The 25,690-nt window shown below is 71.1% G+C and carries 22 protein-coding genes and 3 pseudogenes; 20 read left to right on the top strand and 5 right to left on the bottom strand.

Going from position 1 to position 25,690, the window contains the following annotated elements; genetic code table 11:
* Window positions 1-19: 19 nt before the first annotated feature.
* The 16 genes and pseudogenes from Ari01nite_RS16575 (at window position 20) to hpf (ending at window position 17,596) form a co-directional block, all read left to right on the top strand.
* A complete protein-coding gene (locus Ari01nite_RS16575) occupies window positions 20-1,399 on the top strand; it encodes a phosphomannomutase/phosphoglucomutase (protein WP_203782152.1) in 1,380 nt (459 codons plus the stop codon).
* 42 nt (window positions 1,400-1,441) lie between these two features.
* A complete protein-coding gene (locus Ari01nite_RS16570) occupies window positions 1,442-1,624 on the top strand; it encodes a Trm112 family protein (RefSeq protein ID WP_203782151.1) in 183 nt (60 codons plus the stop codon).
* A complete protein-coding gene (locus Ari01nite_RS16565) occupies window positions 1,624-2,856 on the top strand; it encodes an SIS domain-containing protein (protein ID WP_203782150.1) in 1,233 nt (410 codons plus the stop codon). The genes Ari01nite_RS16570 and Ari01nite_RS16565 overlap by 1 nt, the downstream gene beginning before the upstream one ends.
* Window positions 2,853-3,782: a cation diffusion facilitator family transporter gene (locus tag Ari01nite_RS16560; protein WP_203782149.1), complete on the top strand. Its 930-nt coding sequence runs from the start codon at window positions 2,853-2,855 to the stop codon at window positions 3,780-3,782. The genes Ari01nite_RS16565 and Ari01nite_RS16560 overlap by 4 nt, the downstream gene beginning before the upstream one ends.
* 19 nt (window positions 3,783-3,801) lie before the next feature.
* On the top strand, window positions 3,802-4,947 hold the full coding sequence (gene manA, locus Ari01nite_RS16555) for a mannose-6-phosphate isomerase, class I (protein WP_203782166.1): 1,146 nt from the start codon (window positions 3,802-3,804) through the stop codon (window positions 4,945-4,947).
* A gap of 762 nt (window positions 4,948-5,709) precedes the next feature.
* Window positions 5,710-7,019, top strand: a pseudogene (gene ahcY / locus Ari01nite_RS16550) (adenosylhomocysteinase); the annotation flags it as partial.
* A 192-nt stretch (window positions 7,020-7,211) separates the two neighbouring features.
* Entirely contained in the window at window positions 7,212-8,072 is an 861-nt protein-coding gene (locus Ari01nite_RS16545) for a helix-turn-helix domain-containing protein (RefSeq protein ID WP_203782148.1), read from the top strand.
* Window positions 8,073-8,113: 41 nt separating this feature from the next.
* Window positions 8,114-8,317, top strand: coding sequence for a DUF397 domain-containing protein (locus tag Ari01nite_RS16540; protein ID WP_203782147.1), 204 nt, complete (start codon window positions 8,114-8,116; stop codon window positions 8,315-8,317).
* A gap of 134 nt (window positions 8,318-8,451) precedes the next feature.
* Window positions 8,452-9,267 (top strand): iron uptake transporter permease EfeU, encoded by an 816-nt coding sequence (gene efeU / locus Ari01nite_RS16535; protein WP_203782146.1) that lies wholly within the window; start codon window positions 8,452-8,454, stop codon window positions 9,265-9,267.
* Between the two features lie 9 nt (window positions 9,268-9,276).
* Window positions 9,277-10,392, top strand: coding sequence for an iron uptake system protein EfeO (gene efeO, locus Ari01nite_RS16530; RefSeq protein ID WP_203782145.1), 1,116 nt, complete (start codon window positions 9,277-9,279; stop codon window positions 10,390-10,392).
* Window positions 10,393-10,394: 2 nt separating this feature from the next.
* Window positions 10,395-11,636, top strand: a complete 1,242-nt coding sequence (gene efeB, locus Ari01nite_RS16525) for an iron uptake transporter deferrochelatase/peroxidase subunit (protein ID WP_203782144.1) — start codon at window positions 10,395-10,397, stop codon at window positions 11,634-11,636.
* 67 nt (window positions 11,637-11,703) lie between these two features.
* Window positions 11,704-12,393: an MtrAB system response regulator MtrA gene (gene mtrA, locus Ari01nite_RS16520; RefSeq protein ID WP_203782143.1), complete on the top strand. Its 690-nt coding sequence runs from the start codon at window positions 11,704-11,706 to the stop codon at window positions 12,391-12,393.
* Window positions 12,394-12,446: 53 nt separating this feature from the next.
* Window positions 12,447-14,117 carry an MtrAB system histidine kinase MtrB gene (gene mtrB / locus Ari01nite_RS16515; RefSeq protein WP_203782142.1) on the top strand — a complete coding sequence of 557 codons (1,671 nt, stop codon included), beginning with the start codon at window positions 12,447-12,449 and terminating at the stop codon, window positions 14,115-14,117.
* Window positions 14,117-15,922, top strand: coding sequence for an LpqB family beta-propeller domain-containing protein (locus Ari01nite_RS16510; protein ID WP_203782141.1), 1,806 nt, complete (start codon window positions 14,117-14,119; stop codon window positions 15,920-15,922). Before mtrB ends, Ari01nite_RS16510 begins: the two co-directional genes overlap by 1 nt.
* A gap of 10 nt (window positions 15,923-15,932) precedes the next feature.
* Window positions 15,933-16,676: a ComF family protein gene (locus Ari01nite_RS16505; RefSeq protein WP_203782140.1), complete on the top strand. Its 744-nt coding sequence runs from the start codon at window positions 15,933-15,935 to the stop codon at window positions 16,674-16,676.
* Window positions 16,677-16,966: 290 nt separating this feature from the next.
* The gene (gene hpf / locus Ari01nite_RS16500; protein WP_203782139.1) at window positions 16,967-17,596 is read left to right on the top strand and encodes a ribosome hibernation-promoting factor, HPF/YfiA family; all 630 of its coding nucleotides are present in this window, start codon (window positions 16,967-16,969) and stop codon (window positions 17,594-17,596) included.
* On the opposite strand, the gene Ari01nite_RS16495 is transcribed toward hpf, so the two are convergent.
* The gene (locus Ari01nite_RS16495) at window positions 17,563-18,735 is read right to left on the bottom strand and encodes a GNAT family N-acetyltransferase (RefSeq protein ID WP_203782138.1); all 1,173 of its coding nucleotides are present in this window, start codon (window positions 18,733-18,735) and stop codon (window positions 17,563-17,565) included. The two genes, hpf and Ari01nite_RS16495, sit on opposite strands and share 34 nt — an antisense overlap.
* A gap of 174 nt (window positions 18,736-18,909) precedes the next feature.
* Here Ari01nite_RS16495 and secA point away from each other — a divergent pair.
* Window positions 18,910-21,430 (top strand): annotated as a pseudogene (gene secA, locus Ari01nite_RS16490) (preprotein translocase subunit SecA); the annotation flags it as partial.
* 83 nt (window positions 21,431-21,513) lie between these two features.
* A pseudogene (locus tag Ari01nite_RS51680) lies at window positions 21,514-21,813 on the top strand (SEC-C metal-binding domain-containing protein); the annotation flags it as partial.
* A 105-nt stretch (window positions 21,814-21,918) separates the two neighbouring features.
* Here Ari01nite_RS51680 and Ari01nite_RS16485 read toward each other — a convergent pair.
* From Ari01nite_RS16485 to Ari01nite_RS16475, 3 genes are all read right to left on the bottom strand, one after another.
* Entirely contained in the window at window positions 21,919-22,497 is a 579-nt protein-coding gene (locus Ari01nite_RS16485; protein ID WP_203782136.1) for an Rv3235 family protein, read from the bottom strand.
* A 130-nt stretch (window positions 22,498-22,627) separates the two neighbouring features.
* Window positions 22,628-22,855, bottom strand: a complete 228-nt coding sequence (locus Ari01nite_RS16480) for a helix-turn-helix domain-containing protein (protein ID WP_203782135.1) — start codon at window positions 22,853-22,855, stop codon at window positions 22,628-22,630.
* Window positions 22,856-22,900: 45 nt separating this feature from the next.
* Window positions 22,901-23,374, bottom strand: coding sequence for an Lrp/AsnC family transcriptional regulator (locus tag Ari01nite_RS16475; protein WP_203782134.1), 474 nt, complete (start codon window positions 23,372-23,374; stop codon window positions 22,901-22,903).
* A 93-nt stretch (window positions 23,375-23,467) separates the two neighbouring features.
* Between Ari01nite_RS16475 and Ari01nite_RS16470 the strand changes: the two genes are divergently transcribed.
* Window positions 23,468-23,893 (top strand): rhodanese-like domain-containing protein, encoded by a 426-nt coding sequence (locus Ari01nite_RS16470; RefSeq protein ID WP_203782133.1) that lies wholly within the window; start codon window positions 23,468-23,470, stop codon window positions 23,891-23,893.
* A gap of 159 nt (window positions 23,894-24,052) precedes the next feature.
* Window positions 24,053-24,517 carry a DUF6912 family protein gene (locus Ari01nite_RS16465; RefSeq protein WP_203782165.1) on the top strand — a complete coding sequence of 155 codons (465 nt, stop codon included), beginning with the start codon at window positions 24,053-24,055 and terminating at the stop codon, window positions 24,515-24,517.
* Here Ari01nite_RS16465 and Ari01nite_RS16460 read toward each other — a convergent pair.
* The gene (locus tag Ari01nite_RS16460; RefSeq protein WP_203782132.1) at window positions 24,507-25,427 is read right to left on the bottom strand and encodes a hypothetical protein; all 921 of its coding nucleotides are present in this window, start codon (window positions 25,425-25,427) and stop codon (window positions 24,507-24,509) included. The genes Ari01nite_RS16465 and Ari01nite_RS16460 overlap by 11 nt on opposite strands.
* Window positions 25,428-25,690: the final 263 nt, after the last annotated feature.

The following is a 25,690-nucleotide window of genomic DNA, read 5'->3' as shown; positions in this document are numbered from 1 at the left end:
CTGGCAAAGGAGTGGGGCTTTGTCCGACCTGTCCAAGATCGTCAAGGCGTACGACATTCGCGGGACCGTACCCGACGAGTTCAACGAGTCGGTGGCCCGCGCGCTCGGCATCGCGTTCGTCGAGATGCTGCGCGAGGCCGGCGACGACGCGGATCAGATCGTGATCGCCCACGACATGCGCGAGTCCGGCCCCGGCCTGGCCGAGGCGTTCGCCCGCGGCGCGAACGCGGCCGGCTCGGCGGTGCTCAACATCGGGCTCGGCTCCACCGATCAGCTGTACTACGCCTCCGGCGCGCTCGGCCTGCCCGGTGCCATGTTCACGGCCAGTCACAACCCGGCGCAGTACAACGGGATCAAGCTGTGCCGCGCCGGCGCCAAGCCGGTCGGCCAGAACAGCGGCCTCGCGGTCGTCCGGCGGCGTGCCGAAAACCTGCTGCGCGACCTGAACGCGGAGGCCGACGGTCCCGAGCGGCTGGAGAGCCGGGACCTGCTCCGCGACTACGCCGCGCACCTGCGCTCGCTGGTCGACCTGACCGGCATCCGGCCGCTCAAGGTGATCGTCGACGCCGGCAACGGGATGGGCGGGCACACCGTGCCGGCCGTGCTCGGCGACCAGGTGCTGCCGGCCCTGCCGCTGACCATCGTGCCGATGTACTTCGAGCTGGACGGCTCGTTCCCCAACCACGAGGCCAACCCGCTCGACCCGGCCAACCTGGTCGACCTGCAGGACGCCATCCGCCGCCAGGGCGCCGACATCGGCATCGCGTTCGACGGGGACGCCGACCGCTGCTTCATCATCGACGAGCAGGGCGACCCGGTCTCCCCCTCGGCCATCACGGCGCTGGTCGCCGTACGGGAATTGGCCAGGTTCCCGGGCAGCACGGTGATCCACAACCTGATCACCTCCGCGGCGGTTCCCGAGATCATCACCGAGAAGGGCGGCACGCCGGTGCGCGCCCGGGTCGGCCACTCGTTCATCAAGGCCGACATGGCGCGCACCAACGCGGTCTTCGGCGGCGAGCACTCGGCGCACTACTACTTCCGCGACTTCTGGTTCGCCGACACCGGCATGCTGGCCGCCATGCACGTGCTGGCCGCGCTGGGCGGCCAGGACCGCCCGCTGTCCGAGCTGGCCGCCGAGTACGAGCGCTACAGCGCCTCCGGCGAGATCAATTCCACCGTGGCCGACGCGCCGGCCAAGGTCGCCGAGGTGCGCGCCGCCTTCCCCGACGCCACCTTCGACGAGCTGGACGGCCTGACCGTGACGCTCCCCGACGGCGCCTGGTTCAACCTGCGAGCCTCCAACACCGAGCCGCTGCTGCGCCTGAACGTCGAGGCACCCAAGCCGGACCGGATGGCCTCGCTGCGCGACGAAGTGCTCGCCATCGTCCGCGGTTAGGATCGGGTGGCCCACATCCCGTACCCACAAAGGAGCCGTTCGGTGGCCCTCGATCCGCAGTTGCTGGACATCCTGGCCTGCCCGGACACGCATCACGCGCCGCTCACCTACGACGCCGGTGCGCAGACCCTGACCTGTACGGAGTGCGGGCGGATCTTCGAGGTCCGGGACGACATCCCGGTGCTCCTGCTCGACGAGGCGCGGCTTCCGTCGGAGGCGTCCTGATGGCGACCCCGCTTGACGGCACGGCCGGCGTCAACGGGCACCGGGTGCCCGACGAGTCGTTGCTGGACGACGAGAAGTCGATGCTCGGCAACGACCCCGGCGGCATGCTGCGGGCCACCGCGTCGGCCGGTGCCCAGGTTCGCGAGTCGGCCGCGCTGGCCGCCGAGGCCGACCTGAGCATGCTCTCCGACGAGGGCCGCCCGCGTGCCGTGGTGGTGGCCGGCATCGGCACCGCCGGCCTGACCGGCAGCATCCTGGCCACCGTGGCCGGACACCGCTGCCCGGTGCCGATCATCGGGCACCGCAGCGCCGGCATCCCGGGGTGGGTCGGCGCCGCCGACGTGGTCTTCGCCGTGTCCGCGTCCGGCCGCAGCCCCGAGGCGCTGGCCGCCGCCGAGGCCGCGGTCCGCCGCGGTGCCCGGCTGGTCGCGATCGGCAACCCGGACACCGAGTTGCAGGCGATGGCCGAGCGGGCCCGTTCGCCGTTCATCCCGGTACCGCGCCGCGCACCGGCCCGGGCCAGCCTGTGGGGCCTCGCCATTCCGGTGCTGCTCGCGGCCCGGGCCATCGGGCTCGTCAAGGTCAACGAGGCCGACCTGGCCGAGACCGCGACCCGGCTGGACGCCGACGCCGAGCGCTGCCGTCCGGCCGCCGACTCGTTCGTCAACCCGGCCAAGTCGCTCGCCCTGGGGCTGGCCGGCTCGATCCCGATCGTCTGGGGCTCGTCGCCACTGGCCACCGTGGCCGCCCGCCGGTTCGCCGACACGCTGGCGGCCAACGCCCGTTACCCGGTGATGGCCGGCGCGCTGGGCGAGGCCGGCCGCGGCCGGGTGGGCCTGCTCGACGGCGTCTTCGGCGGCCTGGCCGAGTCGTCCCGCGACATCTTCGCCGACCCGCACGACGACGAGGAAGAGGAGTCCGGGGCGACCCGGCTGCGCCTCGTCGTGTTCCGGGACGGCGGCCTCAACCCCGAGGACGACGCGGACGAGCCGATCGCGGTCGAGGAACGCCGGGCCGACGCGGTGCAGACCCTGGCCGAGCGGCGCGGGGTCCGGTGCGACGTGCTCACCGCCGAGGGTGGGTCGGCCATCGAGCGGCTGGCGTCGCTCACCGCGGTGCCCGACTTCGCATCTCTCTATCTGGCGCTGGCACACGGACTGGATCCGATGGCCGTGCCCGCCATCAGCGAGATGAAGGAGCTGGCCAACCCGGTACCCGAAGGCCTGCAGTGAGCGCCGAGGGCGGGACCCGGGCGATCGTCGCGGCGCTGTCCGCCAACCTGGGGATCGCCGTCACCAAGTTCGTCGCCTGGCTGCTGACCAGCTCGTCCTCGATGCTGGCCGAGTCGATCCACTCGGTGGCCGACTCGGGCAACCAGGCGCTGCTGCTGATCGGCGGCAAACGCGCCCAGCGGGAGGCCACCCCGCAACACCCGTTCGGGTACGGGCGGGAACGCTACATCTACGCGTTCATCGTCTCGATCGTGCTGTTCAGCGTGGGTGGCCTGTTCGCGCTGTACGAGGCCTACCACAAGGTCCAGCACCGCGAGGGCATCCACTCCTGGCAGTGGGTGCCGGTGGTGGTGCTGGCCGTCGCCATCGGGCTGGAGAGCTACTCGTTCCACACCGCGATCAAAGAGTCCAACCGGGTGCGGGGCGAGACCTCCTGGGCCGGCTTCGTCCGCCGGGCCAAGGCTCCGGAGCTGCCCGTCGTGCTGCTCGAGGACCTGGGCGCCCTGGTCGGCCTGGTGCTGGCGATGTTCGGGGTGGTGCTCACGCTGATCACCGGCGACGGACTCTGGGACGCTATCGGCACGGCCGGCATCGGCCTGCTGCTGGTGACGATCGCGGTGATCCTGGCGATCGAGACCAAGAGCCTGCTGCTCGGCGAGGCCGCCGGCCCCGAGGAGGTCGCCCGGATCGAGCAGGCGATCCTGGCCGGCGGCGACGTCGAGCGCATCATCCACATGAAGACCCTGCACCTCGGCCCCGAGGAACTGCTGGTAGCGGTCAAGATCGCGGTGCCGCGAGCCGAACGCGCCGACGAGTTGGCCCGGCACATCGACGAGACCGAGGCCCGCATCCGCGAGGCGGTGCCAATCGCCCGCGTCATCTACATCGAACCCGACATCTTCCGGTCCACCGCGCCGGCCAGCTGATAATTTGCCGCTCATGACCGTGTATCAGCTGACCGGGGCGATCCGCCCGTACGCCTGGGGCTCCCGGACCGTCATCGCCGACCTGCAGGGCCGCCCCAGCCCCAGCGACGCCCCCGAGGCCGAACTGTGGCTCGGCGCGCACCCCGGCGACCCGTCCACGGTGGCGGCACCCGACGGCCCGGTCAGCCTGGACGCGCTCATCGCCGGCGACCCGCCGGCCCACCTGGGCGCCGAGGTGGCCGGCACGTTCGGCGCGCGTCTCCCGTACCTCCTCAAGATCCTCGCGGCCGAGGCCCCGCTCTCCCTGCAGGCCCACCCCGACCCCGACTACGCCCGGGAGGCGTGGGCGCGCCAGCAGGCCGACCCCACCCTGCCCAGGAACTACACCGACGCCCACCACAAGCCCGAGATGCTGGTGGCGCTCACCCCCTTCGAGGCGCTGTGCGGCTTCCGGGCCCCGCACCTGGCCGCCGACGACATCGAGGCGATGGGCATCGCGTCGCTGACCCCGGTGGTCAAGGCCCTGCGCGACAGCGACCTGCGCACGGCCGTGGAGCTCCTGCTGAGCTGGCCGGCCGGCGACCGGACGGCGCTGGTCGAGGCGGTGGTGGCGGCCGGCACCAGCAGGCTGGCGGTGGACCTGGCGGCCCATTACCCGGGGGACCCGGGCGTGCTGGTCGCGCTGTTGCTCAATCACGTACGCCTGAAGCCCGGCGAGGCGATCTGGATGCCGGCCGGAAACCTGCACGCCTACCTCCGCGGCGCCGGCATCGAGTTGATGGCCGCCAGCGACAACGTCCTGCGCGGCGGCCTGACCCCGAAGCGGGTCGACGTCGAGGAACTGCTCAAGGTCCTGCGCTTCGAGGTCCTGGACGACCCGCTGCTGCACTCCGAGGAGGTGGCCCCCGGCGTGCAGACGTGGCGGGTCCCGGTCCCGGACTTCGTCCTGTACCGCATCACCCTGGACGGCACCCGCCCGCCCACCGAGGTCCCGGCCGCCGGCCCCCGCGTGATCGTCGCCACGGCTGGCGACGTGTTCGTGGGCGAGGCCGTCGACGGCACGCCCGTGGAGTTGACCCCCGGCCGGGCGGCTTACGCTCCCGCCGAGGCCGGCCGCATCAAGCTGGCGGGTTCGGGCGTGGCTTTCGTGGCCGCGGTCCCGTAACCGCGCCCATATCCGGGACCCGTGGTCCCAGCCCGTGGCGTTGCTCCCGGTGAGTGGACGCCCGTCCCACCTTCCGGTCGCGCGGCGCCTGCAAACGCCACAATTCGCCCGTTCCCTGCCGTCTGCCGTCACAAATCGGACGCTGTGGTTGATTGGTGTCCGTCCCAGAGTGCGTTGTCGACAAGATCCACCGCCGAGTGCCGAGCGACGAGTGCCGTGCGACGAGCGACCTGCGATGCGCGCTGCGCGATCCGTCGACCGCTTCGATTCGGGGGTGCGGCCCGTGGCGCGGCTCCAGCTGTCGTTGGGGGTGGCGGGGATGACGCTCGGTGTTTGTCCGTTCGGGGCGCTCGGGCTTGGGGCCTGGCGCGGTGGTCGCTGGGAACGGGGCGGGACTCTCGCTGGTGCGGGTTGGCCTCATCTTGGGCGGATGAGGTGGAGTGGGGTCGGGGCGTGGGAGGTTGGGGGCGGTGGTTAGGCGACGCTGTGTGCTCTTGAGGGGCACAAAACAGGAAATTTCTGGATTTGCTTGACAGTGATGAGTGCGGAGTGTGAATCTATAACCACGCAGCGTCATTGGTGATCGGGGGGTCCCACGGACGCGCGCGGTACCAAACCGGGGGGATGAACGGGGCGGCGGGTCTTGACCTGTCGCCCCGTTCGCTATGTGCCCTATGTGGCGGGCCCGCCCGAGCGGGCGGCACGGAGCGTGACCCCGCGCCTGGGTCGCCGTGTGTCACGGGAGTGGCCGGTGCGGTTGGTGGCGGGACGCCGCCGTTGCGCGGGGCGCGGATCACCGGGTCGTTGCGCATGACCATTCAGACCGCGGTGCTGATCGAGACGCTGACGGCTCGGCGCGCAGGTGCGGTGGGCGTCGTGCACCATCTTCTCGACGCAGGATCACGCGGCCGCCGCCGTTGTGGTGGGGCGGGACGGATCGGCCGACCAGCCGCGCGGCGTGCCGGTGTACGCGTGGAAGGGCGAGTCGCTCGAAGAGTACTGGTGGTGCACCGAGCAGGCGCTGAGGTGGCCGGACGGCGACGGGCCCAACATGATCCTGGACGACGACGGCGGCGACGCCACGCTGCTGGTTCACCGGGGCGCCGAGTTCGAGAAGCAGGGTGCGGTCCCGGCCGCCGACACCGCGGACTCCGAGGAGTACGCCGTCATCCTCGAACTGCTCGGCCGCAGCCTGCGGGCGGACGACCGGCGGTGGACCAGGGTCGCCGCGGGAATCAAAGGGGTCACCGAGGAGACCACCACCGGCGTGCACCGGCTCTACGAGATGCAGCAGGCGGGATCCCCGCTGTTCCCGGCGATCAACGTGAACGACTCGGTGACCAAGTCGAAGTTCGACAACAAGTACGGCTGCCGGCACTCGCTCATCGACGGCCCCAACCGCGGCACGACGTCCTGATCGGCGGCAAAGTCGCGGTCGTGTTCGGGTAAGGGCTGCGCCGAGTCGCTGCGCGGGCAGGGCGCCCGGGTGATCGTGACCGAGGTGGACCCGATCTGCGCGCTCCAGGCCGCGATGGACGGCTACCAGGTCGCCACGATCGACGACGTGGTGGAGACCGCGGACATCTTCGTGACCGCGACCGGGTGCCTCAACGTGATCACGCACGAGGACATGGCGCGGATGAAGCACCAGGCGGTCGTGGGCAATCGGCCACTTCGACAACGAGATCGACATGGCGGGACTCCAGCGCCGGGGCGACGTGCGGAAGACCACGATCAAGCCGCAGGTGGACGGGTGGCGGTTCGCCGACGGGCACTCGATCATCGTGCTGTCCGAGGGGCGGCTGCTGAACCTGGGCAACGCCACCGGGCACCCGTCGTTCGTGATGAGCAACAGCTTCTCGAACCAGACGATCGCCCAGATCGAGTTGTTCACCAGGACGGACGACTACCCGGTCGGGGTATATGTGCTGCCCCAGCACTTGGACGAGAAGGTGGCCCGGCTGCACCTGGCCGCGCTCGGGGTGCGGCTCACCGAGCTGACCAAGTAGCAGGCGGCCTATCTCGGTATCCCGGTCGAGGGGCCCTACAAGGCTGATCACTACCGGTACTGAGAGCCGAAACGGCGGGATCGAGCCCCCGTCCGCCCGCCGGACGGGGGCTCGATTTTCTCCGGGCACACCGTGGTTGCCGCCACCGTGATCCCGTCGTTCACATTTATTACTTCATGCCGCTGACCTGCGTGCAAGTGCATACTTCGGGTGCAAGTTGCAGGTGGACACTGATCCGCGGCTATGGTGTCATCCGTGGCGAGGCCCACTTCGACGGCGCGGCGTGAGCTCGGTTCAGAGCTGCGCCGGCTTCGCGGTGAGCGCCGGGCGGCCGACGTGGCGGTGGCGCTGGGCTGGTCGGAGTCCAAGTTGAGCCGGATCGAGACCGCACACACCGGCATCAGCGACAGTGACCTCGATCGCCTGCTGACTGCCTATGGCGTGCGGGTGGAGGAGCGTGCCCGCCTGCGCGAGTTGGCCGGCCGCGGCCGGGCCCGGGCCTGGTGGACGCCGTACCGGTCGTCGGTGCCCGATCCGTACGACGAATACCTGGCGCTGGAGGCCGAGGCGGCCCGGATCAGCGAGTGGGAGGCCCAGGTAGTCCCCGGCCTGCTACAGACCGACGAGTACGCCCGGGCCGTGATCGAGGTGGGCGCCGGCGTCGGTGACCCGGACACCATCCAGCGCCGGCTCGCGCTGCGGATGGCCCGGCAGGTCGTGCTCACCCGGGAACCGCCGCCGGTGCTCGAGATCATCATCGACGAGGCGGTGCTGTACCGCGAGGTGGGTGGCCGCGAGGTGCTGCGCCGCCAGCTGGCCCGGTTGGCCGAGGACAGCCTGCGGCCCGGGCTCACCCTGCTGGTGCTCCCGTTCTCGGCGGGCGCGCACGCCGGGCAGACCGAGTCGTTCATGGTCGTCGAGTTCGCACCTGGGTCGCGAGGCCCGGTTGTGCACATCGAAGGGCTGACCGGAGGTCTCTTCCGGGTGAAAGCGTCCGAGGTGGAGGTCTACCGGGAAGCCCTGGATGACCTGCGGGAACGCGCCCTTTCCGAGGAAGAGAGCCGAACGGCCATCGCCCAAAGGGAGGAAGCGCTGCGCCTCGCCGCCGCTTCTTGAGCTGAGAATGGACCTGCATTACTTCCTGGAAGGGGACAGCCATGCAGGACGCCACTCTCACCTGGCGTAAGAGCACCCGAAGCGGGGCCGCCGGGCACTGCGTCGAGGTCGCGAATGTTCCGGCGACCGTGCTGGTGCGCGACTCGAAGGACGTCGACGGTCCCGTGCTCGCCTTCGCGGAGACGGACTGGTCCGGCTTCATCGCCGGGGTCCAGGCCGGGGAGTTCGACCGCCTCGGTCACTGATCTGCCGCACGCCGGCAACGGGCGGTCCCCATTTAGGGGCCGCCCGTTTCCGTGGGAAGTTGATGTTGACCTACGAGATGTAGGAGGTTACCGTCCTCTTAGGTTTGCCTTAGCTAACTTGGAGGACCGGCGTCATGCTCGCCACCTACCTCATCGGCCTGCGCGAAGGGCTCGAGGCCACGCTGGTGGTCAGCATCCTGGTCGCGTTCCTGGTCAAGTCGGGGCGCACCGAACGGCTCCGGGCGGTCTGGGCCGGGGTGACCGCCGCGGTCGCGCTGTCCGTGCTGGCCGGCTGGCTGCTCAGCTACACCGGGACCACCCTGCTGCGGGACTACCGGGACCGGGAGCTGTTCGAGGCGGTCACCTCGATCGCGGCGGTCGGCTTTGTCACCTGGATGATCTTCTGGATGCGGCGGATGGCCCGCGGCATCGCCGGTGACCTGCGGGCGAAGCTGCAGGATGCGCTCGCGGTCGGCACCTTCGCGGTCGGCGTGATGGCCTTTCTCGCGGTGGTCCGCGAGGGCCTGGAGACCTCGCTGATCTTCTATTCCGCGGCCCGGGGCGCCGTCGGCGCCGGACCGCTGCTGGCGCTCACCGCGGGGGTGCTCACGGCGGTCACGATCGGGTTTTTGATGTACGCGACCGCGGTGCGTATCAACCTGTCCGCGTTCTTCACCTGGACCGGTGTGCTGCTGATCCTGGTGGCCGCCGGCATTTTCAAGTACGGCGTGCACGACCTGCAGGAGGCCGGAATCCTGCCCGGCATCGGCGCCGTCGCGTTCCGGCTGGGCGGCGTCCTGGACCCGTCCACCTGGTACGCCGCCCTGCTCGCCGGCATGTTCAACCTCACACCCGAGCCGACCGTCCTGGAGATGGTCGCGTGGGTCGCGTACGCCCTGCCGGTCCTCGTCCTCTTCCTCCGGCCGCAGCGGTCGGCCGTCCCCGCCTAGGAGACTCTCGTGCGCTATTCGCTCCGCATCCTCGCGCTGTTCGCGGCCGGTACGGTGGCCGCCTGCAGCTCCGGTGACGACCCGGCCGGCGGCGGCCCGATCGCCGTGCGCGCCTCGGACACCACCTGTGAGGTCGCCACCGCCACGCTCGACGCCGGCACCCACGTCTTCGCGGTCGCCAACGCCGGCAGCAAGGTCACCGAGTTCTACGTGTACGCGGCCGGCGACCGGGTGATGGGCGAGGTCGAGAACATCACCCCCGGGCTGTCCCGCGAGCTGCGGGTCGAACTGCCCGCCGGCAGCTACCAGACCGCCTGCAAGCCCGGCATGATCGGCACCGGCATCCGGAACGCGCTGACCGTCTCGGGTTCGGCGCCCGCGCTGACCGAGGACGCGCTGCTGCTCCAGGCCACCGACGGATACCGCCGGTACGTCAGTTCGCAGACCGACGCGCTGGTCACCCGGACCGGCGAGTTCGTCACCGCGGTCAAGGCCGGCGACGTGGCCGGGGCCAAGGCGCTGTTCCCGGTCGCCCGCACCTACTACGAGCGGATCGAGCCGGTGGCCGAGATCTTCGGCGACCTGGACCCCAAGATCGACGGCCGGGAGGACGGCGCCACCGCCGAGCTGCCGTTCACCGGATACCACCGGCTGGAGAAGGACCTCTGGGTGGCCGGTGACGTGAGCGGGTCCGGACCGATCGCCGACCAGCTGCTGGCCGACGTCAAGCAGATCGCCGCCAAGGCGCGGGCCGAGCGGCTGTCCCCGCTGCAGCTGGCCAACGGCGCCAAGGAGCTGCTCGACGAGGTGGCGAACAGCAAGATCACCGGCGAGGAGGACCGCTACTCGCACACCGACCTGTGGGACTTCGCCGCCAACGTGGACGGTTCGCAGGCCGCGGTGTCGGCCCTGCGCCCGGCACTCGAGCAGCGCGACCCGGAACTGGTCAAGCAGATCGACGCGGCCTTCACCGGGGTCGAGAACGAGCTGGCCAAACACCGGGCCGGCGACGGCTGGAAGCTGCACACCCAGCTCACCGAGGCCGAGCTCAAGGGCCTCACCGACGTCATCAACGCGCTCGCCGAACCGATCAGCAAGATCGCCGGCGTGATCGCGCGGAAGTAGCCGTGGCCGTTGCCCGCCGGTGGGTCCTCGGGCTCGCCGGCACCGGATTGGCCGGGATCGCGGGTGGCGCGCTGATCCGCGGAGCCCGGGACAGCGCCGCCACGGTCACCGGGCCGCCGGACGCGGTGCCGTTCCACGGCCCGGTGCAGGCCGGCATCGTCACGCCGGCCCAGGACCGGCTGCACTTCACCGCATTCGACGTGGTCACCAAGGACCGCGACCGGCTGGTCCGGATGCTGCGCGAGTGGACCGCGGCGGCCGCCCGGATGACCGCGGGCCGGGACGCCGGCGAGATCGGCGCGGTGGCCGGCATCCTCGAGGCCCCGCCGGACGACACCGGCGAGGCGATCGGCCTGCCGCCGTCCGCGCTCACCCTCACCGTCGGGTTCGGACCGGACCTGTTCCGGCCGGGCCGGTTCGGGCTGTCCGGCCGCAAGCCGGCCGCGCTGGCCGACCTGCCGCACTTCCCGGGCGACCTGATCAAGCCGGCCATCTCGGGCGGCGACCTCTGCGTCCAGGCCTGCGCCAACGACCCCCAGGTGGCGGTGCACGCGATCCGCAACCTGGCCCGGATCGGGATGGGCGTGGTCAGCGTGCGGTGGTCGCAGCTGGGGTTCGGGCGGACGTCCTCCACTTCGGCCACCCAGGACACGCCGCGCAACCTGTTCGGCTTCAAGGACGGCACGCGCAACCTGAAGGCCGAGGAGACCGACCTGCTGCGGCAGCACCTGTGGGTTCAGCCCGGCGACGGGCCGGAGTGGATGACCGGCGGGAGTTACCTGGTCACCCGGAAGGTCCGGATGCTGATCGAGACCTGGGACCGGACCTCGCTCGGCGAGCAGGAGACCATCGTGGGCCGCACCAAGGGCGTGGGCGCGGCGCTCGGCCGGTCCGGCGAGTTCGACGAGATCGACCTGACCGCGCGCAACGGCGACGGCGACCCGACGATCCCGGTCGACGCGCACGTCCGGCTCGCCCACCCGGACGAGAACCGCGGCGCCCGGATGCTCCGCCGCGGCTACAACTTCGTGGACGGCTCGGACGGCCTGGGCAGGCTGGACGCCGGGTTGTTCTTCATCGCCTACCAGCGCGATCCGCGGACCGCGTTCGTACCCGTTCAGTTGAATCTGGCCCGGCTCGACGCGATGAACGAGTACGTCCGGCACGTGTCGACCGGCCTGTTCGCCTGCCCGCCGGGCGTCACCGGACCCGACGACCACTGGGGGCGGGAGCTGTTCAACTAGGCTCGCGGGCGACAAGATCGGGACCGGGGTACGCGGTATTCAGGAGGACAGTGCAATATTGGACCGCATGAGAGCCCGGGTACTCGTCGTCGATGACGACCCAGCGTTGGCCGAGATGCTCGGCATCGTCCTGCGCAGTGAGGGATTCCTGCCCAGCTTCGTCGCCGACGGCGAGCGCGCCCTGGCCGCCTTCCGGGAAAGCCGGCCGGACATCGTGTTGCTCGACCTGATGCTGCCCGGCATGAGCGGCATCGACGTGGCCCGCGCGATCCGCGCCGAATCGGGCGTTCCGATCGTGATGCTCACCGCCAAGAGCGACACCGTCGACGTGGTGCTCGGCCTGGAGTCCGGCGCCGACGACTACGTGGTCAAGCCGTTCAAGCCCAAGGAGTTGGTGGCCCGGATGCGGGCCCGGCTGCGCCGGGGCGAGGACGCCGCGCCGGAGTTGCTCACCATCGGCCCGCCGGGCAACCAGATCACCATCGACGTACCGGCGCACACCGTGGCCCGCGACGGCGAGGAGGTCAAGCTGACCCCGCTCGAGTTCGACCTGCTGGTCGCCCTGGCTCGCAAGCCGCGCCAGGTGTTCACCCGCGAGGTGCTGCTCGAGCAGGTCTGGGGCTACCGGCACGCGGCCGACACGCGGCTGGTCAACGTGCACGTGCAGCGGCTGCGGGCCAAGATCGAGCCGGATCCGGAAAAGCCGGAGATCATCCTTACCGTCCGTGGGGTCGGCTACAAGGCGGGCACCGGGTAACCACCCCGAGCGGCTAACCTTGCCGCAAGATGCGAGCCCCGGCCTGGTTGCCCATGTCCGTCCGCCGCCCCCTGCGGGTGCTGCGGCGATATTTCCGGCTGGGCGTACGCCGTTTCGAGTACGCCTCGGCGCCGGCCCGCCGGGCCTGGCGGCGCTCCCTGCAACTGCGGGTCGTGGCGCTCACCCTGGTGGCGTCCAGCCTGCTGGTCGGCGCTTTCGGCTACTTCGTGGCGGCGAGCAGCGCCGACATCCTGCTGCTGCGGGCGCAGGACGAGGTCCGGGCCTCGATGGACAGCAAGGTCGACTACGCGATCTCGCAGCTCACCGTCCATCCGCGCACCAAAGACCCGAAACTGCCGTCGACCATCAGCACGATCGTCATCGCGCTGGCCGACGGCGACCCCACCGAGTCCGGCGGGTCGATCGTGTCGATCCGCGCCGAGCGGTTCCCCGAGATCACGCCGTTCACCTCGGCCAAGGTCGACACCCGCCAGCTGATCACCGACGACCTGATCGCCGACGTCGCGGGCCGGCGTAAAAAGGCGACGCAGGTCCGCACCGCCACGATCAACGACGACACCGTCAAATATCTGGTGTACGGGACGCCGGTGCCGACCGGGTTCGGCCAGGTCGAGCTCTACTACATGGTCCCGCTCACCACCGAGGACAGCGCCGCCAACCAGATCCGCACCACCGTGCTGGTCACCGGCCTGGCCCTGGTCATCCTGCTCGGCGTGGTGGCCGGCCTGGTCACCCGCCTGGTGGTCAACCCGGTGCGGGACGCGGCACGCACCGCCCAGCGGCTCTCGGCCGGCCTGCTCGACCAGCGCATGCGGGTGGACGGCGAGGACGACCTGGCCCTGCTGGCCGCGTCGTTCAACCAGATGGCCGCCAACCTCCAGCGCCAGATCGTGCGCCTCGAGGAGATGTCCCGCCTGCAGCGCCGGTTCACCTCGGACGTCTCGCATGAGCTGCGCACCCCGCTCACCACGGTCCGGATGGCCGCCGATCTGATCTTCGCGGAGCGCGACGAGTTCGACCCGGCCGTGGCCCGCAGCGCCGAGCTGCTCCAGGCCGAGCTGGACCGGTTCGAGAGCCTGCTCACCGACCTGCTGGAGATCAGCCGGTTCGACGCCGGCTTCGCCGCGCTGGACGCCGAGCACACCGATCTGGTGCCGATCTGCGAGCGGGTGGCCGAGCGGCTCACCGGCCTGGCCGAGCGGGTCGGCGTGCAGCTCGACCTGCGCCTGCCGGACACCCCGGTGATCGCCGAGGTCGACCCGCGCCGGGTCGAGCGGGTGCTGCGCAACCTGGTGGGCAACGCGGTCGAGCACGGCGAGGGCCGTCCGGTCGAGGTCACCCTGGCGGCCGACGACGCGGCGGTGGCGATCACCGTGCGCGACCACGGCATCGGCCTCAAGCCGGGCGAGGAACGCCTGGTGTTCAACCGGTTCTGGCGGGCCGACCCGTCCCGGGCCCGGCAGACCGGCGGCACCGGCCTGGGCCTGTCGATCAGCGCCGAGGACGCCCGGCTGCACGGCGGCTGGCTGGAGGCGTGGGGCGCGCCCGGCGAGGGCGCCCAGTTCCGGCTCACCCTGCCGATCCGCTCCGGCGACCGGCTGCTGTCCGCGCCGCTGCCCCTGATCCCGCGCGACCGCACACCGGCCGCTGAGCCGGGGGTCATGGGGCCGGATGCCGCCGAGCCGGCCGTGGAGGTGGTGTGATGCGCCGGCTGCTGGCTGCCACCACCGTCGCCGTGCTGCTCGCCGGCGGCTGCGGCATCCCGGAAAACAGCGACGTGACCGTGCTGGGCGACGGGCCGACCGCCGGCAACCCGGTCGACGACGACGGCAGCCCGCCGGTGCAGGGCACCCGCGACTCGACCACCGACCCGGTCCAGTTCGTCGAGTATTACCTGGAGGCCGCGGCCGGTGACCCGGAGGGAGCGCTGGCCCGGGTCAAGGCGTTCATGTCGGAGGAGGCCGCGAGCGGGTTCAAGGCCGGCCCGGACGTGCGCGTGGTGCGGATGGCGGAAAAGCCGCTCTACACTCCGGGCGACCCCGACATCACCATCCGGGCGCGCACGGTCGGCGTGCTCAAGAGCAACGGCGTGCTCGAGCCCACGCCCGACCCGGCGGCCGCCGCGCAGGGCTACACGCTGCGCGTCGCCGAGGTGGCCGACCGGGGCCTGTTCGTGACCTCGGCGCCGCCGGTGCTGTTCCTCACCGACAGCGCGGTCAACGACTTCTACCAGCGCCGCACGATCTACTTCTGGAACACCGACCAGACCGGTCTGGTGCCCGACCTGCGCTACATGCCGCGCAGCGTGCCGACCGTGCAGCAGCCGACCATGATCCTCAACTGGCTGGCCGGCGGTCCGTCGCAGTGGCTGGGCAACGGCGTGCTGCCGCTGCCGCAGGGCACCGCGGCACCCGACAACGTGCCGGCGATCAGCGACGAGACGCTCCAGGTCACGCTCAAGGCGCAGTCCGTGCAGCCGGGCGACGAAAAGGCGCGCGACCTGCTGCGCCGGCAGTTGCAGTGGTCGCTGCGGCCGCTGCTGCCGCGGACCATGGAACTCAAGCTCGACCACCAGGACCCGGTGCAGTACAGCGACACCGACTACTTCAGCAGCAACCCCGCGAACCGGCTCCAGGATCTGCCGGAGCGCTTCGTGATCTTCAACGGAGTGATCCGCCGGGTGCTCGACGCGCCGCGGGCCACCGAACCGGTCCCGGTGCTCAAGCCCGCGGAGAACAAGGGCTTCACGGCCGCCGCGATGAGCACCTCGGCCACCCACACGTTCCTGGCCGCGGTGTCCGGCTCGGGCAGCAGCCAGCGCCTGCGGGTGGCCGCCGCCCGCCCCGGCGAGCAGGCCGCGCTGAACGACGTCGGCGGGCTGTCCGGCACGCTCGGCCGGCCGGTCTGGGCGGTGACCGGCGACGGCGACGCGGGCGGCGCGATCGGCCTGATCACGGTGAACGGCAAGCTCTACAGCTTCGGCGCGAACGGGTCGAAGGCGCGGCCGGTCGAGTTGCCGGGCGCGCCGGGGGCGATCGGCGCCATCTCGGTGGCACCGGACGGGCGCCGGGTGGCCCTGGTGGCCGGCGGCCGGCTCTACCGGACGGTCCTCGGCACCAGCGGCGACGCGAGCACGCTGAGCCCGCCCGAGCAGTTGCTGGCGCCGACCCTGAGCACGGTCGGCGCGGTGGCCTGGAACAGCGAGGACTGGCTGACCGTGGCCGGCACCCGCGGCGACGGCCGGGTCTCGATCATGGATATGTCGATCGACGGTGCGCTGGTGGCCCAGCGGCTACCGGACATCGGCGACAAGACGGTGAGCCACCTGACCGCGTACCCGGCCAACCCGGTGAGCCGCGACAAATCCGCCCTGGTGTCCTACACCGTCGCCGGCGGCGCCTGGGACGCGCTCTCCACGCCCGTGCCGATCACCCTGTCCGACCTGGCCGGGCCCACCAACAACCCGCCGGCCGGGATGCGGCCGACGGCGCCGTTCTTCCTCGACTGAGAGCCCGCTCTTGTCCGCACTGCTCGCCGATCTCGCCGACCTGGTTCTGCCCGCCGCCTGCGCCGGCTGCGACGCCGAGCGGGTCCGCCTCCGGTACGGGGTGTGCGCCGGCTGTGCCGCCCTCCTGGAGACGCTCAGACCCTTCCGGACTGCGCCGGTGCCACCGCCGCCCGGATTGCCGCGCTGCGTCGCCGTGGGGACGTACGAGGGGCCGCTGCGCGGCGCGCTGCTCACCTACAAGGAGCGTGGCCGGCACCGGCTGGCCCGGCCGCTGGGCGTGCTGCTGGCGTCGGCCGTGGCGGCGCTCGCCGGGCCGGGCCGCCGGGTCACGGTCGTGCCGGTGCCGTCCACCGCGGCGGCCGCCCGCGAGCGGCACGGCGACCACATGAACCGGCTGGCCGGACACGCGGTGCGGCGGCTGCGCGCGGCCGGCTGGGAGGCTCGGCTGGCCCGGCCGCTGAAGGCTCTGCCCCGGGCCGACTCGGCCGGGCTCGACGCGCCCGGGCGGCGAGCGGCGGCTGAGAGTTCGCTGCGAATCAAGCCGGGCCACGATGCCTTTTTGAGGCTCAGGCGATTTGCCGGACAGCGGGCCCCGGGTGAGGGCACGCTGGTGGTGGTGGACGACATCGTCACGACCGGGGCCACGCTGGCCACGGTGACGCGCCGTCTCGAGGAGGCGAACATGCAGGTCGCGGGCGCCGCGGTACTAGCCGCAACAAGGTTACGCAGAGCAACCCCGACCGGCTTCGCCTGAGTTCCTCCTCGCGCCACCGAAAGACGGAACCTCGGCGTTCGGCTATCCGAAACGAGGGGTGACGCGAGAGCATCGGCACGTTAGCGTCTTGGTGACGAGGGTAAGTGCGATGCCTGCCCAACCCACCGGAAGCGCGGAGCGATCCGCAACCGCCACCGGAAAGGAGTCGTCTCATTCACGATCGGTAACGCCTGGTGAGAATTTCTCACCCGCGTCGCCATACCCGTAGTCCGGCGCCCCAGGCACCCGCGTAAGGGCGCCCGCAGTAACAACGTTGGGGGAGGTCACGAGTGGACATTGTCGTCAAGGGCCGCAACGTAGAGGTTCCCGACCACTATCGGGAACACGTCGCCGACAAGCTGAGCAAGGTCGAGCGTTACGACCAGAAACTGATGCGCGCCGACGTGGAACTGTTCCACGAACGCAATCCGCGCCAGTCCGACACGTGCCAGCGCGTCGAGATCACCGTCATGACCAGAGGACCGGTCGTACGCGCCGAGGCGTGCGCCGAGAATTTCTACGCAGCCCTGGACAGCGCCATCACCAAGCTGGATTCCCGATTGCGCCGTGCCGCGGACCGGCGCCGGGTGCACCGCGGGCGGCACGCCCCCGTCTCCGTGGCGGCGGCAACAGCCGGCCTGCCCACCGACCTCAGCCTCGCCCAGGCGGCCGAGGAGCCGTCATCGTCGGTGTCCGTCACCACCGCACTCGTCGAGCACGACGAGGGCCAGCCGTGGCGCATCGTGCGGGAAAAGGAACACCCCGCCGACCCGATGACCGTCGACGACGCCCTGTTCCAGATGGAACTCGTCGGCCACGACTTCTATCTCTTCCTCGACAAGGACAGCGGCCGGCCCAGCGTCGTGTACCGGCGCCGGGGTTACGACTACGGCATCCTGTCGCTCGAGGCCACCGCCTGAGTTTCCCTATCGGTGGGCGCGCTTGTCTCGCGCCCACCGCCTGACTCCTTGACCAGCGCGAACTGGACGTCGTCCGTACGGTCGCCGTCCAGGCCCGGCAGCCGCGAGCGCAGCACCGCCTCGCGGTGGAAGCCGGCCTTCTCCAGCACCCGCTGCGAGCCGGTGTTGGACGGCAGCGTGCCCGCGATGAGGCGGGCGATGTCGGTCTCGGCAAACGCCCACTGCGCGAGCAGCCGGGCTGCCCGGGACGCGAAACCGCGCCCGCGGAACTCCGGCATCATGCTGTACCCGATCATCGCCTGGTTGGTGCCCGGCTCCAGGTAGTAGAGCCCGAGGTTGCCGGCCGGCGTGCCGGCGGCGTCGGTGATCACCAGGTCGGCGCGGATGCCGGCCAGCCACATGCCCTCGGCCTCGTGGCACCGCCGGAGTACCTCGTCCGGGGTCGGCGGCTTGGCCGGGACCGAGGTCGCCCAGACGTCCGGAATGTTGCGCAGCTCGGTCTCGAACGGGGCGTCCTCGGGGCGGGTCGGGCGCACCCGCACCACACCGTCGGTGAGTTCGCCGCCGGGCAGGTCGGGCAGCGGCCGGGGTGCCGGGTCGCCGGAGTCGCCGGCCAGGCGCGCGAACGCCACCAGATCGACCCGGCCGCCGTCGCGATCGGGCAGTGCGCCGCGGCGGACCCCCTCGCGCTGGTAGCCGGCGGCGAGCGCGACACGCTGGCTGGCCGGGTTGTCCCAGTGGGTGAGCAACTCGAGCCGGTGCAGACCGGAACCGAGCGCGTGGGCGCTCAGCGCGCGGACCGCCGCGGTGGCCACGCCACGCCGACGCGCCCAGGAACCCACCCAATATCCGATCTCGGCCTGACCGCGGCTCGGCACCACCTTGTCGAAGCCGATCCCGCCGAGCAGATCGTCGGTCTCCGGGTCGGCGATCGCGTACGCCACGCCGCCCTCGGCAAAGATGGCGGTCACGCCCTCGCTGAGGAAACGCTCGGCGTGTCGCACCGTGAACGGGGATGGCAGCGGGGGCAGAAACCGGTGGCAGAGGGGGTCGTCGTAGCCGGCGGCGACCGCCTCGGCGTCGTCCGGACGGTACGCCCGCAGCCGGACGCCGCTCCCGTTGATCTCGCCAAGACTCACGTACCCTCCTGATGTTGCCGATTCGCGGGTAATCCTGCCGCAATCGCTGCGCTGTCAGCGAACTCCATGCCCTGTTTCGCGCCTTTTGTTCGGTTAACCGGAGGCTCGGGTCACAGGTTCGACGGAAGGGTGCCTACGATGGTCCGGCAGAACTGTCTAGGGGAGCGCTGACCCGTGTCGATATTGGAAAAGGTCCTACGTGCCGGTGAAGGCCGCATGGTGCGCCGGCTCAAGGCGATCGCGGACGCGGTCAATTCGATCGAGGACGACTACGTCGACCTGACCGATGACGAGTTGCGCGAGTGCACCCAGCAGTTCCAGGAACGTGTCGCCGACGGCGAGTCGCTCGACTCGCTGCTGGTCGAGGCGTTCGCGGTGGCTCGCGAGGGTGCCAAACGCGTGCTCGGCCAGCGGGCGTACGACGTCCAGCTGATGGGCGGCGCCGCGCTGCACTTCGGCAACATCCCGGAGATGAAAACCGGTGAGGGCAAGACCCTGACCGGCGTGTTCCCGGCCTACCTCAACGCGTTGAGCGGCCAGGGCGTGCACATCATCACGGTGAACGACTACCTGGCCCAGCGGGACGCCGAGTGGGTCGGCCGGGTGCACGTGTTCCTCGGCCTGACCGTCGGCGTGATCCTGCCGAACCGGCCGGCCACCGAGCACCGCGCCGCGTACCAGTGCGACATCACGTACGGCACCAACAACGAGTTCGGCTTCGACTACCTGCGCGACAACATGGCGTGGTCGAAGGACGAGCTGGTGCAGCGCGGCCACAACTTCGCGATCGTCGACGAGGTCGACTCGATCCTGATCGACGAGGCCCGGACCCCGCTGATCATCTCGGGCCCGGCCGAGCACTCGGCCCGCTGGTACGGCGAGTTCGCGACCATCGTGAAGCGGCTCGAGCGCGGCAAGGACGGCTCCGGCGACTACGAGGTCGACGAGGCCAAGCGCACCGTGGCGATCACCGAGCGCGGCGTGTCCCGGGTCGAGGACCGCCTCGGCATCGACAACCTGTACGAGTCGGTGAACACCCCGCTGGTGGGCTACCTGAACAACGCCATCAAGGCCAAGGAGCTCTACAAGCGCGACAAGGACTACATCGTCAACGAGAGTGGCGAGGTCCTCATCGTCGACGAGTTCACCGGCCGCATCCTGCACGGCCGCCGCTACAACGAGGGCATGCACCAGGCCATCGAGGCCAAGGAGGGGGTGGAGGTCAAGCAGGAAAACCAGACCCTGGCGACCATCACCCTGCAGAACTACTTCCGGCTCTACGAGAAGCTCGGCGGCATGACCGGTACGGCGCAGACCGAGGCCGGCGAGTTCAACAAGGTCTACAGCGTCGGCGTGGTGACCATCCCGACGCACCGGCCGATGATCCGGATCGACCACCCGGACGTCATCTACAAGACCGAGAAGGCCAAGTTCGACGCCGTCATCGAGGACATCGCCGAGCGGCACGCCACCGGCCAGCCGGTGCTGGTCGGCACGGTCTCGGTGGAGAACTCCGAGATCCTGTCCCAGCTGCTGCGCCGCCGCGGCATCCCGCACAGCGTGCTGAACGCGAAGTTCCACGCCCAGGAGGCGACGATCATCGCCCAGGCCGGGCGCAAGGGCGGGGTCACGGTCGCCACCAACATGGCTGGCCGTGGCACCGACATCCTGCTCGGCGGCAACCCCGAGTTCCTCGCGTCGGCCGAACTGCACCAGCGCGGCCTCGACCCGGCGGAAAGCCCCGAGGAGTACGCGAAGGCGCTCGAGGAGGTCCTGCCGGCCTGGAAGGAAGCCTGCGAGGCGGAGGCCGGCGAGGTCGTCGCGGCCGGTGGGCTCTACGTCCTGGGCACCGAGCGGCACGACTCCCGGCGCATCGACAACCAGCTCCGTGGCCGGTCCGGCCGGCAGGGCGACCCCGGTGAGTCCCGCTTCTACCTCTCGCTGCAGGACGACCTCATGAAGCGGTTCCGGGCCGGCGCGGTCGAGGCCGTGATGGACCGGTTCAACATCCCCGAGGACGTGCCGATCGAGTCCAAGATGGTGACCCGGCAGATCCGCAGCGCGCAGACCCAGATCGAGGGCCAGAACGCCGAGATCCGCAAGAACGTCCTCAAGTACGACGAGGTCATGAACAAGCAGCGGCAGGTCATCTACGCCGAGCGCAAGCGCGTGCTCGACGGCGAGGACATGCACGAGCAGTGTCAGCACATGATCGACGACGTGGTCGGCGAGTACGTGCTGGCGGCCACGTCCGACGGCTACGCCGAGGACTGGGACCTCGACCAGCTCTGGACCAACCTCCGTCGCCTCTACCCGGTGACCGTCACGATCGACGACGTGGTCGAGGAGTCCGGCGGCGAGCGCAGCACGGTCGACCAGGACTTCCTGGTGCAGCAGCTCAAGGACGACGCGCGGGCCGCGTACGAGGCCCGCGAGCAGGAACTCGGCTCGGAGGCGATCCGCGAGCTCGAGCGGCAGGTGCTCCTCGCGGTGATCGACCGCAAGTGGCGCGAGCACCTGTACGAGATGGACTACCTGCAGGAGGGCATCAACCTGCGGGCCTACGCGCAGCGCGACCCGGTGGTCGAATACCAGCGCGAGGGCTTCGACATGTTCAACCAGATGATGGAGGGCATCAAGGAGGAGGCGGTCGGCTTCCTCTTCAACCTCGAGGTCCAGGTCGAGGAGCAGCCCACCGTCACGGTCGACCCGAGCAAGGCAGTGCCGCTGCCGGCCGGCGGTGTGATGGGCTCCGACAACATGACCGACTCGGACCGCGTCGAGGTCAAGGCCAAGGGTCTGGGCGGCGGTCGCCGCCCGCAGAACCTCCAGTACACGGCCCCGGCCATCGACGGCGAGGCCGGCGGCGGCTCGCCGGTCATCCAGCAGCCGCAGGCGCCGGCCCTGGGCATCGGTGCGGGCGGCTCCCCGGTGCCGGCCGGCCCGGCCCACACGTCGGCCCGGGCGCGCGGCGCCCAACCGGCCGAGTCGAGCGGGCCGTCGCGCAACGCGCCGTGCTACTGCGGCTCGGGCAAGAAGTACAAGCGCTGCCACGGCGCTCCGGGCGGAGCAGCCTGATCTGACGGCATCATCCGGCCCGCCGGCGTCGTTCGCCGGCGGGCCCGATGCTGCCCGGGGCGCCCGCGGCCAACGTCAGAGCACGGCGAGCGCCCCGGGGCTCGGTCAGATCAGCCGTAGTGCGGTGGCGGCCCAGGACTCGTCGTGACGTTCCAGCCGCAGGGCCATCGCCCAGGTGCGCTCGCCGGTCACCAGGGCCACCGCCGCCTCCACCGCGCCGGGGCGCGGCTCGCAGAGCCGCAGGCGGACCACCGCCACCGGGGCCGGCCGGCGCGGCGGGCGGCGCGCCGGGGTGGTCCGGCGCAGGTCGGCCACCCGGCGGGCGCCGGACAAGGCCTGGGCGATCACGGAACCGGCCTCGGCCGGCCGGGACAGCTGGCGCAGGTGCGCCGGCGGGCGGTGGCCGTTGAGCACCTCCACGCACAGGCGCACGAAGCGGTGTACCGCGAGCTTGGCCTCGTGCGAGGCGCCGGCCACCACCGACCGGGGGAGCGGCGGCCTGGGCGGTGGTGCGGCGTGCGGCGGGCGTTGCCGGGCGGGAGCCCACTCGAGGGCCAGTTGGTGGGCGGTGGCCCAGACGACGGGCTCCAGCTCGTCGTCGAACGGCGGCTCGCACGGCGGGACCGGACGCAGGCTGATCGACGGGCGGGGACCGCTGGTCGCGACCTCGACTGTGCGTCTCATCCGATACCGCCTTCCCTACGTTTGCCTTCGTTTGCGCTCGACAGCATTGTGGCGAAGGCGCCGTCGGAGGGTCAACGGGCGAATGTGAAGGCTCGACCGATGCGGGAAGACGAGCAAAGCGGGCGCTAGATCACTCGGGCTCGCGGTCGGTCAGCGGATTGCGGCGTACCCACTCCGCTGTTTCCTCGTATTTCTGGGCGATGTACTCCTCAAGCCGGGCCCGTTCGATGCGCCACTGGCCACGGCCGCCGACCTTGATGGCGGGGAGTTCGCCGCTGCGGACCATGTGGTAGACCTGCGAGTCGGAGACGTTCAGCTCGGCGGCGACGTCGGACAGCAGCAGGAATCGCGGTTCCATCCGGCCACCTCCTCGATGCGTTCGCCTAAGTTTGCCACCGGCAGCCTACGTTTGCCTGCCCGAGTCGGGTGGCGCGGCGATCTCGCGGCCCGCGAGCGGGCTTGAGTAGACCACGCTGGTGGTCACCGCACCCAGGCCCGCGATGCGGCCGGTCACCTCCTCCAGATGGCGCATCGAGCGGGTCAGGACCTTCAGCACAAAACAGTCCTCGCCGGTGACGTGGTGCGCCTCGACGATCTCCGGGGTGGAGTCGAGCAGGGCGTGGAACGGGCGGTAGTTGCCGGTCGGATACCGCAGCCGGACGAAGGCCATCACGGTCAGTCCGACGCGTTCGGGGTCGACCGTGGCGCGATAACCGGCGATCACGCCGGCCTCTTCGAGCCGGCGGATGCGTTCGGCCACGGCGCTGGGAGACATGGCCACGGCCCGGGCGAGTTCCGCGTACGAGGCGCGGCCGTCCCGCTGCAACTCGGCGAGCAGGCGCCAATCCGTCCGGTCGGGCAGGAAGTCCGCGGTCATCCCGGCAATCTACCCGGCATTCCGCGGCAGTCCGAGCCGACGGCCGTTGAATGGCCATGTCATCGAGCAGCCAGCCTCCGTAGCGTTCCGGGCATGACGATCACCGCTGCGGCCTTCTTCGCCGCCAGGCTCGAATTCCAGACCGACGTGTCCGACGTCCAAGCCGCGCTCGACGGCGGCGAGCCGGGCTTCGTGCTGGTCGACTCGCGCGGCCCGCTGGCCTGGGAGCAGGGGCACATACCGGGCGCCGTGCACCTGCCCACCGCGGAGATCGCGAGCCGGGCCGCCGGCCTGATCGACCCGGCGACGCCGGTGGTCACCTACTGCTGGGGGCCGGGCTGCAACGGGGCCACCCGGGCGGCGCTGGCGTTCGCGCTGGCCGGCTACACCGTGCGGGAGATGCTCGGCGGGGTCGAGTACTGGGTGCGGGAGGGCTTCGCGCTGCGTACGCCCGACGGTGATGTTGCCGCCCCGGCCGATCCACTCACCGCACCGGTGCCGGCCGCCTGCGGATGCTGACCGGAAACGCCGGGCCCGGCACGCCACGATCCGGACACGACTGATGGAATGGGCCTTCCCGGCACCGCCCCGGCGGTGTACTACGGGGACGGTCCAACCGCAGGAGGAGACGTGCCGATCACCGAGCTGGTCCGGGTCTACGTGCCGGCCACCGTGCCGATGCTGGCGGCCCTGCGCGCGTCGGGACAGCTGGGTGACGGTCCGGTGGTTGCACACGCGGTGACGCCGAACCTCCGCGAGTGGTATGCGGAGGGTGACGAGGAGGAACTCGAGTACGTGGCGTTCACCCGGGCCGCCCAGGGTGCGCTGCGGCTCCTGCGGCACGATCCGGCGGCGCCGCGGCGGCGAGTCGTGGTGTCGGCCGACGTGGTGTCGACCGCCCTGGTGCGCGAGGACACCGAGCTGGGCTCCAGCACCGTGCGGCTGCCGCAGCCGGTGTCGCTCAAGGAAGTGGCTTCGATCCATGTGGACGGCGCCGACGCGGCCGAGCAGGTGGCGGCCGCCGCCGACATGGTGGAGGAGGCGCTGGCCGGCGACCCGGACGCGCAGTTCACCGTCGACGGTGCCGAGGATCACGAGCTGGAGTGGTACGCGGTCTCCGAGCTGGACGACCTTACTTCGTAGCCGGCACCGGCTCGGTCTCGGCGTCGTCCGGGGCCGGCTTGATGGTGCGGCCGATCGCGACCATGGCGGTCACCGCGCCGACGAAGAGGACGACCAGCGCGCTGTTGAACCGGGCGCCGCTGAGCATCCGCTGCACCACCAGCTCCAAATCGCTCACCCGGCCGGCCAGGTCGAGCACCCGGGAGCCGGCCGTGCGGGTCAGCAGCTCGCCGACCACCAGCAGCAGGCCGGGCCCGGCGCCGGCCACCGCGTACCAGGGCCAGGCGGCGCCGCCGGGCCCGCGGCGCAGGAGGGCGTACGCGGTCAGGCCGGCCGCCAGGCCGGAGACCGCCGCCTGGAAGAACGTGAACCACCGGGCCGCGTCGGCCTGGGACTGCCGGCTGTCGCCCGATCCGAGCAGGCCGAGCAGCGGGTCCTGGAACAGGTTGACCACGAAGCCCACCACGAAGACCGCGACGGCCGCCCAGCAGATCGCGGTGACCACCTGCGGCACGCGTACGCCGGCCAGTCCACCGCCGATGGTGGCCGCCGCCGCGATCGTGCCGCCGACCACCGCGTAGATCCAGCCCTCGGTGTTGATGGTGACGATGGTGACCGCGCCGAGCAGGCCGATCAGCAGGCCGGTGCCGGTGGTGACGGCGAACCGGGCGGTGGTGCCGAGGGTGCGGCGCCGGCTCAGCAGCGCGAGCACGGCGAGTCCGGCCGCGGCGCCGGTGACGAGGCCGGCCGAGACCACGCCGGGCAACGCGTACGCCGTGGAGGTCACCTCGGCCTCGGCATTGCCGCGGCTGGTGATGGAGGCGCGGGCCGACCAGAGCATCGCGGCCATCCACAGCAGGCAGATGAGCGCCAGGAGGATGCCGCGCGCCGTGGGGCGATCGGCGTCCGTTGTGGCGTCCGGGGCACTCATGGGGCTCAGGGTACGCGGCGGCGCTTACCGACGCGCGCCCGGCCTTTGCGGTGATTGTCCAGATTAGCGCGCTTCACGGAGGCGAGCCGTACCTTTTTATACGGTTGCTGCCCGGCATCGCCGTCTGACCGATTTATCTGCACCATTTTACCTGGTCACAAGCCCGCTTGCCGGTTAAACGCGCCGTCTCGACCCTCGTGGTCGGACTGTCTGTGCGGGACAGTCGTTTGTGGAGACGCAAACTGGACGGATCGGGCGAAATC

It is taken from the genome of Paractinoplanes rishiriensis (assembly GCF_016862375.1).
GTDB classification, from domain to species: domain Bacteria; phylum Actinomycetota; class Actinomycetes; order Mycobacteriales; family Micromonosporaceae; genus Actinoplanes; species Actinoplanes rishiriensis.
The sequence above is the reverse complement of the archived record's forward strand: the minus strand, read 5'-3'. Positions and strand labels throughout refer to the sequence as shown.